The organism is Pseudarthrobacter sulfonivorans (genome assembly GCF_014712225.1).
In the GTDB taxonomy this organism is placed as follows: Bacteria; Actinomycetota; Actinomycetes; order Actinomycetales; family Micrococcaceae; genus Arthrobacter; species Arthrobacter sulfonivorans.
The window spans coordinates 134,405-146,685 of record NZ_JACXBW010000002.1; the positions used below are offsets into that span (position 1 = coordinate 134,405).

The following is a 12,281-nucleotide window of genomic DNA, read 5'->3' on the forward strand; positions in this document are numbered from 1 at the left end:
TCATTGCCTGGTGTCACCGCGCCGATTCCGGTTCTGCATTTAGACGGTGGCGACTTCGAAAGATTCGTCGCCAGCAAGGGATGCGCCCTTGGAACGGTTTACCATCAGCGCCAAAAGGTCAAAGACCAAGGTGGCCGCCGCCAGGGTGGTGATGTCTGCGTGGTCATACGCGGGGGCAACTTCGACGACGTCCGCGCCGACGATGTTGAGGCCGTTGAGGCCGCGCAGGAGAGCCAGCAGTTCGCGGGAATGCAGTCCACCCATTTCGGGTGTACCAGTTCCTGGAGCATACGAGGGATCGAGAACGTCGATGTCGATGGAGACGTAGACCGGGGTGTCGCCGATGCGGTCCTTAACCCTCTGGATAGCGGCCGGGACGCCGATGACGTCCAAGTCGGAGCAACGGATGATCTGGAATCCGAACTCGTGGTCGCGCAGGAAGTCGTTTCGGTCATACACCGGCCCGCGGATACCCACATGCATGGACTTATCTTCGATGAGCAGCCCCTCTTCGAAGGCCCGGCGGAAGATGGTTCCGTGCGTAATTGGCTGGTCGAAGTACGTGTCCCAAGTGTCCAGGTGGGCGTCGAAGTGGAGGAGGGCAACGGGACCGTGCACCTGATTCAATGCACGCAGCATGGGCAGGGCGATGGTGTGATCCCCGCCAATGGCAATCAGCCGCTTGTCCTCACTGATGAGGGGCCGTGCCTGCTCCTCGATTTCGCGGACTGCCCGGGTGATGTCATAGGGCGTGCAGGCAATATCGCCGGCGTCCACAACCTGGGCTTCATACACCGGCTCGACGTCGAGTTCAGGGTGGTAGCCGGGGCGCAGCAGTCGGGATGCTTCACGGACAGCGGCGGGCCCGAAGCGGGCGCCCGGGCGGAAGGAGGTGCCGCCGTCGAACGGCACTCCAACGATTGCAATGTCATAGTCGGGAACGCGGTCTATCTGCGGGAGCCGGGCGAAGGTTCCAAGCCCGGCGTACCGGGGTACCTGAGTTGCGTCGACGGGTCCGATTGGCTTGTGGGTGGTCATACCAGTGTTCCTTCGTTGATGGCTGCCGGGTTCGCCGGCTTCTTGTCTGTGGTGAGTTCCGAGAGAGACTTGTTGGCTGTTTCCGGGGCGAGCAGGAACGTTGCGACCAGCCCGACCAGGGAAATGATGGCGCCGATCAACAGTGAGCCGGCGGCTCCGAAGCTGAGGATGGCGACCGGCATCAGGTAGGTGCTGGCCGCAGAGCCGACGCGGCTGATGGCCGTACCGAATCCCACTGCCGTGGCCCGGACCTCCGTGGGGAAGAGCTCGTTCGGGTAGACAACTTCAAGGAAGCTGGAGGCACCGGAAGCGAGCGCAAAGACGGCCAGGGCGATGAAGAGCGGCCCAGCGGGCACGTTGGGAATAAAGGCGGGGATGGCGAGGGCCACCACAATGATCCCGAAGCTCCACAGAAGCAGCTTCCGGCGGCCAATTCTTTCAACAAGCCAAAGACCGGGAATGCCGCCTACGACGAACAGCATGGAGATCAGGAAGGAACCGCCGTAGAGATTGGCGTCGCCGGTCATGCCCATGGCCGCCAGCAGGTCGGGCGCGAAGGTGTAAACCGCGAAGAGTGGGATGACCTGGGCAGTCCAGAAGATGGAGACAAAGAGTGTGCGCTTCCATGCCTGGCCTGTGAAGATGTCTGTGAATTTGCCCTGCTTGGCAGGACCTTCACTGTCAGAGGCGATGTCTGCCAGACCGTACTGCTGCCCGTAGACCTTCTTGATGATGGTTTCGGCCTCGTCCCGGCGTCCGCGGGAGAGAAGCCAGCGCGGAGACTCGGGTGTGCCCAGCCTGCACAGCAGGGTGACTATGGCGAAGATCGCCGGGCTGGCCACCATGAACCGCCACACGTCCGGCCCCATGTCGCGGAGCAGGAATCCGACAGCGTAAGCGGCTGCGGCGCCTACCGCCCAGACCACGAAGGTGGCGCCCAAGAGACGTCCGCGGTGCTTCTTGGGCAGGAACTCGGCCAGCAGCGAGGTCGCGATCGGATAGTCCGCGCCGATGGCCATTCCCAGGAGGAATCTGCAGAGAACAACCTGCCAGACTTCGGTGGCGAAGGCGTTGAGAACGGAGAAGAGGGCGAGGGCGATGAGGTCGGCGATGTACATCTTGTGCCGGCCGATTTTGTCAGTAAGCCACCCGAAGATGGCCCCGCCGAAGAAGATGCCGACAAGACTGGCCGCACCGATCAGGCCGATTTCCGTTGTGCTCAGCTGCAGCCCGGGGCTCATCGTGATCAGGGCGATCCCGATGATGGACAGCGCGTAGCCGTCGATGAACGGGCCACCTGAAGCAAAAAAGGTCAGCTTTTTATGGAAAGTTGTAAGTGGGGCGTCATCAATGAGGTTGCTCGTTGCGCTCATCCGAAACCCTCTCTCGTGAATGCTCTTAGGCGAGCCGGGAAGTAAGTGACTCAATCATGGGTGACGGGCATCACTGGGGTACATTCGTCAATCGACCACAAATGACGAAATGCCCTATACATTTGTATAAAAACCAGAAATGCCTTCACTGCCCCTCCTTGAACGAAAGAGCCTCCGTACGTGATTACTGTTGCCGAGCTGATCGCTGAACCACAGCTGGGCTTGAGCCTGATCGCGGGTTCCGAAGGCCGCGGGAACGGCATCACGTGGGCGCACACGTCGGATCTTCCGCGGCTTTGGGAGTGGGTCACCGGGGGCGAGCTGATGATGACCAATGGCCTTTCCATTCCACCGGACGCCGCCGGGCAAGTGGAACTCGCGGAATCGTTGGTCAGGGCAGGGGCGTCCGCATTGGCCATCGGCGAGAAAATGCACGCGCCGCAGCTTCTGCCCGAGTTCCTGCGTGCTTGCGATGCCCTCCCCCTGCCAGTGATCAACGTGCCCTATCCCCTGCCGTTCATAGCGATCGCCAAGTCGGTCGCCGAGTCGTCCCTCCTGGAGGAGTCCCGGAGACTACGGCAGACGGCCCGGATATATGACCTTCTCCGGTTTGTCGGGACGGGGAACCAGTGGCAGAACCTTCTCAACGGGATAGCAGCTGAGCTGAAGTCCCGGCTGTTTGTGGTGGACCGGCGATGCCTGCACCCGTGGCGCCCGGACAGCGAGGACTTACCGGCATTCCTGGCCGACGCGCTGGGGCAGCTGAGCGGTCAAGCATCAGTGGCAACCAAGAATTTCCAGTGGCACAGGCTGGCTGGCCAACATGTACTCCTCATGGAAATTCCAACGCACGCCAATGCACTGTTGGTGGTCCTGCCTGAGTTCGAACCGCACCCGGATGCTGTGGTTCTGCTCCACGTGGCGACCGTTTTGGGCCTGGAACTGTCGCGTACCGTCCTGGGTCTGGAAAACCGGCTTCGCCGGGGCGCCGAGTTCCTGCTTCAGGCCTTTGATGGCCGGTACGGCATCAAGGACATGGAAAGCCGCCTATCTGAATTCGGTATTACCGCACAGGAGTTTCGAGTCGTCTCTGTGTCCGGCGGCAAGGAACTGACATTGGCGGAACTGCACGTCAACCTGTGGCGGCACGGCTTCCACACCGCGTGCCTGCAGAGCTCCAACCGGCTCCACTTCCTGGTGACCAAAGAATGCTCCGATGAGCTGCTGCTGCACGTCCTTCCACCCAACGTCAAAATTGGGATAAGCACCCCCACGACGGCCGCCGGCATCGAAGGCGGGCTTCAGGAGTCCCTGTGGGCGCTGGGAACCGCTGGCGCCACCACCACGCATCTGGTTCGCTACTCCGAAGGCCCCTCGTGGCTGGGCCTGACGAGCCACGAAGAAGGACAGGCGCTCGTCCAGCGCCTGCTGGGGCCGGTATTCGATTATGAACGGGGCCGTCAACCTGACCTCGTCCACACACTGAAAACTTATCTGGACATGCAACGCTCCTGGCAAAAGACGGCGGCAGCCCTGTTCACCCACCGGCAGACCGTCATTTACCGGATCAGGAAGATAGGCGAGTTGACAGGCCTGGACATGACCCAAACATCAGCACTGGCGCAGCTGTGGTTCGCCCTGCAGATCCACGAGACGATGGAGATGCGCGAGTCCCGCCCGCGAGACATCTCTCCCCGCGACCATAAAGGACAGCAGCCCTAAGGTTGGGGACATGACCACGGCTGGCTCCGTTCCGGATACGTTCGGCTCCCGAGTCGCGGAGTCGGTGCAGACCCTCACGCCGGGGTATTTCGCCCTCCCCATGGCCGCCGGGATCATCTCGGTGGGGCTTGAGCTCGAAGGCTTCCACGCATTTTCTGCCGCGCTCCTGGTGATCTGCGCGGTCTCCTACGCGATGATCCTCGTCCTGAGCCTCGTGCGTCTGGCCAGGTTCCCCGCCGACATGCGGCGGGACTTCCTGGACCCTGCCCGCGCGTTCGGCTTCTTCACCTTCATCGCCGGCACGAATGTACTGGGTGTGCGGCTGGGCATGGCAGGGTGGCAGGGTACGACGGCGGCACTGCTCGCTGTTGCCGTGCTCGCCTGGGTGGTGCTCGGCTACGTCGTGCCGTGGACCGCTGTGCTCGGCCGGGACGAGCGGCCGGTGGTCAAGGACGCCAACGGCACCTGGTTCATGTGGTGCGTGGCGAGCGAATCCGTGTCAGTGGCGGCCGCATCCGTTGAACCCCTGGCCGGGCCGGAATGGCGCCCGGCTTTGGCACTCGTGGCAGTGGTGGCCTGGTCCCTGGGGCTCATCCTGTACGCCGCCGTGGGGATCTTCGTCTCGCTGCGGCTCCTGTCCCACCCCATCCACCCCGAGGACCTCAAGCCGCAGTACTTCGTGGCCATGGGAGCCATGGCCATCAGCGTCCTCGCCGGTGCACGCATCGTCGAGATGGCCGGCGCGCCGATGGTGGACGCGACGCGGGGCCTCGTGGCCGGCTCGTCGGTGGTGTTCTGGTCCTTCGCCTCGTGGCTCTTCCCGGTGCTCCTCGCGGGCGGCTGGTGGAGGCACGTGGTCCACCGCGTACCGCTGTCCTACGAGCCGGGCCTCTGGAGCGTCATCTTCCCGCTGGGCATGTACGCCGTGGCGGGCATCTACCTGGGCCGCGCTGCGCATCTGCCCATCGTGGCCGTGATCGGACAGGGCGAACTGTGGCTGGCCGTTGCCGCATTCCTGGCCACTTTTGCCGGCATGCTCTGGCACCTCTGGACCACCCTCGCGCGGTCACGGCAAGGCTGAAGAGTTCCTACTCTTGCCCGGCACCATCCAGGGCCGGCGAGTAGGCAGTGAAGCCGGCCCGGAGCCGTACTGATTTTGTGCCGATCATGGCGATGTCCTCCCACAGCACCAGGAATGAGCCGCGGTGCCGCCACCGCAGCATCCGCGGCAATGGCCAGGGCTGGTCGAGCCCGGTCCGCTCATAGCCCAGGAATGAGGACGCGCTGTGCGGGCTGACCACCAGCCCCAGCAGGCGGGCGTCGGCGAGCAGTTGCCGCGGAGGCCCGTCCACCACAAACCGCGCGTCGGCCACGCGCCCCAGGCGGGTGCCGCCGTCGTCGTAAACGTGAACGCCCAGGAGGTCACCGAGGATCATGGCGGCCTCCCGGGATGCGCGCAATGATCTTGTCCCGGATCCAGCGCTCCACCCAGCCGGCGTCGAGGTTTTCGCCGCTGACTCCAAGGCGGATGACGATTCCGACGTCGGCCACGTCCTCCCACGGGATGCGGATCAGCCGTGTCGACGGCGGCCTGCCGCCGAAGATGCGGGTGCCCAGCACCGGACCTGTCAGCAGCGCCGTCAGGACCGGGGCCGGGGCACCCGGCGGGATGTTGGTGTCAAGCTCGGGGCCGTTGAGCTCGAGGTCGTCCACGGTGGTGACCGGGACGCCGTCGTGATCCAGCACCTGCCGGTCCATCAGGTGGAGCTGCGCGTCCAGAGTGCGGCCCGCCGTCGGGGGCACCGGCGCCAGCGGTCGGTCAGTCTTCACGATCCGGCTCCTGTCACGATCATCAGCGGTATGGCGGCCAGGGAGGCCACCAGGATGATGACCAGGTAGATCATGGCCATCACGTTCACGGGCCGGCCGTTGACGTGTTCGCCCATGTATTGCGGATCGTTGGCCACGATCAGGATGGGCAGGTAGGTCAGCGGCAGCGCGATGGCGGAGAACACCACGGAGTACTCGGTCACGAGCACGGGATCCACCCCGGTGGCCAGGACCGCCAGGCCCACCAGCAGGCAGATGATCATGGCCAGGTGGAAGCGGGCGGCCTGGGCCGGGCTGCGGAATTTACCCCAGGACCAGCCGAAGAACTGCGCCAGCGTGTAGCCGCTGGAGAGGGTGGTCTCCAGCGCGGCGCCAAACGTGGCGGCCATGACGCCCACCAGCACAAACGCCAGGCCCAGCTTCCCTGCCCCCTCCGCCACCGGGAGAATCACCTGGGACAGGGACGTCACCGCGATGCCCGCCGGCAGAAGGACGACGGCGGCGCACCCGGCGATCGCCACGGACAGCAGGCCGCCCAGCGGGAAGCCCACCAGGACGTTGATGCGGGACTGAACCAGGTCTTTGACCTTCCACCCTTCCTCCACAGCCCCGGAAGAAAAGAAGAACACCTCGTACGGGGTCATGGCGGCGCCGAACAGGGCGATGGCGTAGTACCAGTAGGTCGGCGCGGTTTCCTCCGCCGGGACCGCGGGCGCCAATGCCTGCCCGGCCAGGGATCCCCAGTCGGGTTTGAGCAGAAAGAGCGCCACGGCGAACACGATCAGGGTCAGCCCCAGCAGGCCGGTGACGTTTTCCATGATGGAGAATTTCACCCGCCAGATCACCAGCCACACGGCGAGCGCAGCCACCGGAATCCAGAGCAGGTAGTGGACGCTGCTGGCCAGCTGGAGCGCCAGTGCCACACCACCGATTTCAGCGGTCACGGTCATCAGGTTGATCAGGAAAGAGGCGGACAGGTTGGCCAGCCCGGCACGCGGCCCCAGCCGTTCACGGATCACCTCGAACGTCGCGCGGCCGGACGCTGCCGCCACCCGGCCGGACATGTTGGCGAACAGGCAGATCCCCACCACGCCGACGACCACCACCCAGACAAGCGACATGCCGAAGCGGGAACCGACGACGGCGTTGGTCACCAGATCGCCAATGTCCACGAACCCGCCGATCGCGGTCAGTACACCCAGTGCCACCCCCAGGAGGCGCTTCACTTCCCGCCGTCCTTCGCGCTCAGTTCGGCGAGGCGGTCCGCGGCTGTTGCCAGTGCCTGGCTGCCGTCGGCGATGGCGGGGGTGCCGTCGGCGCTGGCCACCGCGTTCCGGGCCGTAGTGAGGCCTGCGGCGCAGCCGTCCAGGACGTCGAGCGCTTCAGCGACGGCGTCGCGGCCTTCCGGCGTGGCGGGTGACAGTTTCGCCACGGTGTCCCGGCTGGTCTGGAGTTCTTTCAGGGCGTCGTCGAGCGTGGTGGCAGTGGCTGCCTGGGTGAGCTTGCCGTCAGTGATCTGGGTGAGCGCCAGCCGCGCGGTGGCGATGGCGGACGAGCTGTCCTCCACAGCCGTGGTGACGGAATCTTGGACGCCGCCGCTGCATCCTGCGAGGACGCAGGAGGTCAGGAGGGCGAGCGCCGCACGGCAGGCGGCGATCAGCGGTTTTCCGGCGGTGACACGGTCCGTGGCTGGCCACTTCCGCACCTTTGCCTCCAGCCTCCGGGCAGGCCCGGCCCGGTCCGGATCGCCGGGTGTGCCGGCAGACCGACATTTAGTTGCCTAAGGTTAGGTATAGCACTTCCCCGGCACCGGCGGCAGGGGTTAAATGTCAGCCGGCTTCCATCTGGAACTGTTCCCGAAGCGGAACAGGCGAACACCGCATTTCAACGGCAACGCGGGGCAGTCAAGGCCCCAATGCCGGGAATTATTGGGCGATACAGGTGTTCGTCGACGGGCGCCCGACCGACGAGGTGCTCAGCCCCAAGTAGCGCACGCCGCCGGCCGATCACCCAAGACCAACGTGTCCGAACGGTCCACCTGCCAACGCAACCGACGTGGGACGCGGGGTCACACAAATGGCCCGGGCCGCAGCTTCCGCTGCCGCCCGGGCCGTTGCTGTTCCAATCCCGTGGCGGGGGGTCGTCGGAGACCGGCTCGTCCGATCCCGGTGCTGGCGGGCGTACGTAGCGCCAGTACGGCAGGCCAGGAGTGGACGCGCGGTCCGAATCCCGGGTCTCAGCGTTTGGCGTAGTCGGCGAACCCCTGCCAATCGATTACCACGCAGGGCTCATCTCCGACTACCCAGGCGTCGTGTCCCGGGGCCATGGTGGCGAAGTCGCCGGGCCCGTATTCCATCTCTTCGCCGTCGTCCATGACCACCTTCATCCGGCCGGACACGAAGTACCCCATGTGGGATGCCTGGCAGCTCTCCGTTTTGGCGATCGGCTTGACGTGTTCGGACCAACGCCATCCGGGCAGGAACGTGGCGCGGCCAACGGCGCCCTTTTCCATGTTGACGAGTTGCAGCTGGCCGGTGTCACCTTCGAAGGGTCGGGTCTCCTCGGGCGAATCCAGGCTCATGCGAACTAGATTTGGCATTTCATCTCCTACGCTCGGTGTTTTGCTGAACTCCGGCGAGGCCTCGATGCCCACGGCGGGGAAGGAGATGGAACCCCGCCAGTGAGGCCATTCTCCGCCTGCACATGGACCCCCGCAAGGGCAGTTTTGGAGGACGTCCGCCTGGAAGACAGGCCTGGTTTTGCCTCGTGCTGTTGCACCCAGCGGTCCCCACCCCCGATTCCGGGCGGGTGCCGTGTAACTTAGGCATTACATCTCCCCTGTCCGAGGACGCCCATGACTAACGCCCCCACCACGCCGCGCTCGTACAGCCTCCAGCGCGAATGATCCCGGGCTTTCACGCTGATGCTGCTGACCCTGCTGGTCGGCGCCGTGGTCACCATCGTCGGTGTCCGGTTTGTGGTGAACGAGTTGGAAGGCGCTGCCCGCCACCTGAAGGTCGAGTACGGCAGCGTTGACGAACTGACCGGTGCCCTCGAGGCCCACGAGCAGCTGGGACACCAACTGCTCGAGGCACACGCCGTGGACAGGCGGGCCCTTGTCGGCGCGCAGGAAGCCGTTGAAGAACTGTTCAAAGCAGCCGCCGCCGCCGATGGTGGAAATGCCGACCGGAGCACCGCGCTGGACCAGGCACGCCACGACTGGCAAGCAAGCCTCGAGCGGAGCGGTCTCTGGAGCGGGCAGGCGCCGGACCCGACGGGGAGCCACTCCGCTGACGCAACGGCTTTTATTGAAGGCAGCTCGAGCGTACGGCAGCAGTTGGCGGCCATCCAGGTGTCCTCCGTGGACGCGCTCGGGCGCGGCCTGGTGGACACGAGCTTCTTCGAGGACCTCCTGTTCGTGGCCAGGTGGGCGCTCCTGTTCGCGGCGGTGGGCGGCACACTGTATCTCCGCCGTCGGATGGTCAAGGACCTCATCCGCCCGCTCAACAGCCTCCGCCGCGGAGTCCAAAACCTCGAGGCCGGGGACTACAGCCACCGCCTGGACGTGGCCCGTCGCGACGAGCTCGGCGAGGTGGCTGTCGCGTTTAACGGGATGGCCGCCGCGCTTCAGGACAGCCACGAGATCCTGACCTACCGGGCCACCCATGATGACCTCACCGGACTGGCCAACCGCGCGGCTCTCGCCGAGCGGCTGGCGGCGTCGTTCAATCAGGGCGAGGGCACTCGGATCCGGAATGAGGGCCTGCTGTTCATCGACATCGATGATTTCAAGGACGTCAACGATTCGCTGGGCCATGAGGGCGGCGACGCGCTGCTGGTCCAGCTGGCGGAGCGGATCCGCGCAAGCGTCCGCAGCCAGGACCTGGTGGCCCGGCTGGGAGGCGACGAGTTCGCCGTCGTCGTCATGAATAACGACGACGGCACTCCCGCCACGGCGCCCGTCGCCGAACGAATCCACGAGGCGCTGAGCGAGCCGTTCGTGATCGGCGGGCAGCCGCTGCGCGTCTCGCTGAGCATCGGCGCCGCGCATCGGACGCCGGACACCGCGGACGTCCGGGAACTGCTGCGGCAGGCGGACTCGGCGATGTACCGGGCGAAGCACGGCGGCAAGGCCAGGTACGAGGCCTTCGATGCCCACGGGTTGAGCTAGCCAAACCCCGGGTCCCGCCGGACGGCCTCCGTCCGCCGAAGTTCCGGTGTCCCCAAGGACGGCGGCCTGGGATGGCCTCCTTGAAGGTTCCAGATTCAAACAGCGGCGGGCGCCAGGACGACGTCGAAGCGGGAGCGGGCCCAGGCCTGGTTGCCCAGCTCGCGTCCGTCCGGGGTTGGTGTGCGGGCGGGCTGCGGTTCGAAGCGTTTGATGAGGGAGTCTTTGACGCCGAAGACGGAGTCGCCGATCCCGATCTGCGGGTCGCCTTCGACGAAGATGTGCGTCACGAGGGTCCGCAAGTTCTCGGCGGTGACCATGAAGTGCAGGTGTGAAGCGCGGACCGGTGACCGGCTGACGGATTCGAGCATCTTGCCGACGGGCCCGTCATGCGGGATGGGGTACGGGGTGGGGGTGAGTCCCCAGAACGCGTACTTACCGTTGGCGTCGGCGAACAGGTGGGCCCGGCCGGCGACGCGGTTGTCCGTGTATTGGACGTCGTAGAACCCTTCCTCGTCGGCTTCCCAGACTTCGATCCGGGCGCCGGGGACGGGGTTCCCGTCGGTGTCGGTGATGGTGCCTTCAACCCAGCAGGGCTGGCCGTGGGCACCGCCGGCGATGTCTCCGCCGATAGGGATTTCGGGGGCGTCGGCGATGAAGAAGGGCCCGAAGACGGTAGCCTCGGTGGCGCCTTTAAAGGCCTGGTTGTTGATGGCGATGGTCTGCATGGACGCGCCCAGGACGTCGGAGAGGAGCACGAATTCCTGGCGTTTGTCGTCGGTGATATGGCCGGCGGCGGTGAGGAACTCGATCGCCGCGTTCCATTCGTCCTCGGTGAGGCGGACCTCGCGGAGGAAGTTGTGCAGGTGCCTGGTCAGGGACTGCATGAGTTGCTTCAGGCGCGGGTCTTCGGTCTTGTCGAAGGACGCGACGACGGTGTCCACGAGTTCCTGTTCGACGGCGGCCTGTTCGGGGCTGATGGTGACCCCGGCGGCCGCGGGATGGGTGGTTTCGGACATGCTGTACTCCTCGAATCTGTGGGTGGTGGGGGTCCTGGGAGGCGCCGGGTCAGCGACTGAGCAGTACCGCGGGGTCTTCGCCGGTGAGGGCTGCCTGGAGGAGGCGGGTGAGGTTTTGGGTGGTGGCCGGGTATGGGTTGGATGCCGGCACGGCGGGGAGGATGATTTCGACCGCCTTCGCGATCCCGTCGGCGGTGAAGCCGTAGTCGGCCAGGGCTTTGGGTGCGTCGAGGCGTTTGCGCAGGTCCTGCAGGCCGGTGAGGGCGTCCGCGGTGCCGAAGGCTGCGGCGATCCGGGCTGCGGCTTCGGGCGCGGCGGGGGCGTTGAAGGCCAGGACGTACGGGAGGACGGTGGCGTGGGTCTGGGCGTGCGGGAGGTTGAAGGTCCCGCCGAGGACGTGGCAGATCTTGTGGTGGATCCCGGACCCGGCGGAGGCGAACGCGACCGCGGACAGGTACGCGCCGTAGAGGGCCTGCTCGCGTCCGTCGGTCCCGGAGGGGTCGGCGGTGATCAGGGGAAGGCCCTGGCTGAGGGCGCGGATGCCTTCGGCGCCGAGGGCTTGATTGATCGGGTCAACCCGGGGGCCCCACATCGAGTCGATGCAGTGGGCCATGCCGTTCAGGCCGGACGCGACGGACATCTCCACGGGCAGGGAGAGTGTGAGGGCGGCGTCGTAGATGACGGTGACGGGCAGGACGGCGTCGTCCACGCCGGTGGTCTTCCGGGATGCCTCGGTCAGGCCCCACACGTTGGTCGCCTCGGATCCGGCGTAGGTGGTGGGCACGGCGATGATGGGCAGGCGTGAGGTCATCCCGACCGCCTTGGCCAGGCCCGTCGTCGAGCCCCCGCCGACACAGACCAGCAGGTCGATGCCGGACTCAGCGGCTGCGGCGCGGGCCTTGTCGGCCACCTCGATCGGCACGTGCATGACGACGTCGTGGTGCCACAAAGCCACGTCAATGTCCGCCGCGACGGCGCGGGCCATCTCGGTCTCGAAGTCAGACGCGATCACCATCACACGCTGGGCACCCAGCCGGGCGACTTCCGCGGCGAGGTTGGCGGCGGCCGCGCCGGTGCCGAAGAGGACGCGCTGGCCGAGGGTTATGTGGTCAAAAGTCAGGCTCATTGCAG

General features: G+C 65.8%; 12 protein-coding genes. 3 read left to right on the forward strand and 9 right to left on the reverse strand.

Annotated features, from left to right (window positions below; translation table 11 throughout):
• Window positions 1-39: 39 nt before the first annotated feature.
• Together speB and IAQ70_RS02940 are read right to left on the reverse strand one after the other, a co-directional pair.
• A complete protein-coding gene (speB, locus tag IAQ70_RS02935; RefSeq protein WP_190987814.1) occupies window positions 40-1,038 on the reverse strand; it encodes an agmatinase in 999 nt (332 codons plus the stop codon).
• The gene (locus tag IAQ70_RS02940) at window positions 1,035-2,411 is read right to left on the reverse strand and encodes an MFS transporter (protein WP_190987815.1); all 1,377 of its coding nucleotides are present in this window, start codon (window positions 2,409-2,411) and stop codon (window positions 1,035-1,037) included. The genes speB and IAQ70_RS02940 overlap by 4 nt, the downstream gene beginning before the upstream one ends.
• Window positions 2,412-2,591: 180 nt before the next feature.
• Between IAQ70_RS02940 and IAQ70_RS02945 the strand changes: the two genes are divergently transcribed.
• A complete protein-coding gene (locus IAQ70_RS02945; protein WP_190987816.1) occupies window positions 2,592-4,133 on the forward strand; it encodes a PucR family transcriptional regulator in 1,542 nt (513 codons plus the stop codon).
• A 10-nt stretch (window positions 4,134-4,143) separates the two neighbouring features.
• Complete coding sequence (locus IAQ70_RS02950; RefSeq protein WP_190987817.1) at window positions 4,144-5,214, forward strand: tellurite resistance/C4-dicarboxylate transporter family protein; 1,071 nt, start codon at window positions 4,144-4,146, stop codon at window positions 5,212-5,214.
• Window positions 5,215-5,221: 7 nt separating this feature from the next.
• Here IAQ70_RS02950 and IAQ70_RS02955 read toward each other — a convergent pair whose 3' ends face one another.
• From IAQ70_RS02955 to IAQ70_RS02975, 5 genes are all read right to left on the reverse strand, one after another.
• Window positions 5,222-5,569, reverse strand: coding sequence for a PRC-barrel domain-containing protein (locus IAQ70_RS02955; protein ID WP_190987818.1), 348 nt, complete (start codon window positions 5,567-5,569; stop codon window positions 5,222-5,224).
• Entirely contained in the window at window positions 5,556-5,963 is a 408-nt protein-coding gene (locus IAQ70_RS02960) for a PRC-barrel domain-containing protein (protein WP_190987819.1), read from the reverse strand. Before IAQ70_RS02960 ends, IAQ70_RS02955 begins: the two co-directional genes overlap by 14 nt.
• The gene (locus IAQ70_RS02965; RefSeq protein WP_190987820.1) at window positions 5,960-7,189 is read right to left on the reverse strand and encodes an Nramp family divalent metal transporter; all 1,230 of its coding nucleotides are present in this window, start codon (window positions 7,187-7,189) and stop codon (window positions 5,960-5,962) included. The genes IAQ70_RS02960 and IAQ70_RS02965 overlap by 4 nt, the downstream gene beginning before the upstream one ends.
• On the reverse strand, window positions 7,186-7,668 hold the full coding sequence (locus IAQ70_RS02970; protein ID WP_190987821.1) for a hypothetical protein: 483 nt from the start codon (window positions 7,666-7,668) through the stop codon (window positions 7,186-7,188). The genes IAQ70_RS02965 and IAQ70_RS02970 overlap by 4 nt, the downstream gene beginning before the upstream one ends.
• 531 nt (window positions 7,669-8,199) lie before the next feature.
• Window positions 8,200-8,562, reverse strand: coding sequence for a cupin domain-containing protein (locus tag IAQ70_RS02975; RefSeq protein WP_190987822.1), 363 nt, complete (start codon window positions 8,560-8,562; stop codon window positions 8,200-8,202).
• A gap of 324 nt (window positions 8,563-8,886) precedes the next feature.
• On the opposite strand from IAQ70_RS02975, the gene IAQ70_RS02980 reads away from it, so the two are divergent.
• Window positions 8,887-10,134 carry a GGDEF domain-containing protein gene (locus tag IAQ70_RS02980; protein ID WP_190987823.1) on the forward strand — a complete coding sequence of 416 codons (1,248 nt, stop codon included), beginning with the start codon at window positions 8,887-8,889 and terminating at the stop codon, window positions 10,132-10,134.
• 95 nt (window positions 10,135-10,229) lie between these two features.
• Here the strand turns inward: IAQ70_RS02980 and IAQ70_RS02985 are convergent, their stop codons facing one another.
• The gene (locus IAQ70_RS02985) at window positions 10,230-11,150 is read right to left on the reverse strand and encodes a dioxygenase family protein (RefSeq protein ID WP_190987824.1); all 921 of its coding nucleotides are present in this window, start codon (window positions 11,148-11,150) and stop codon (window positions 10,230-10,232) included.
• A 49-nt stretch (window positions 11,151-11,199) separates the two neighbouring features.
• Complete coding sequence (locus IAQ70_RS02990) at window positions 11,200-12,276, reverse strand: maleylacetate reductase (protein ID WP_190987825.1); 1,077 nt, start codon at window positions 12,274-12,276, stop codon at window positions 11,200-11,202.
• Between the last annotated feature and the right edge of the window lie 5 nt (window positions 12,277-12,281).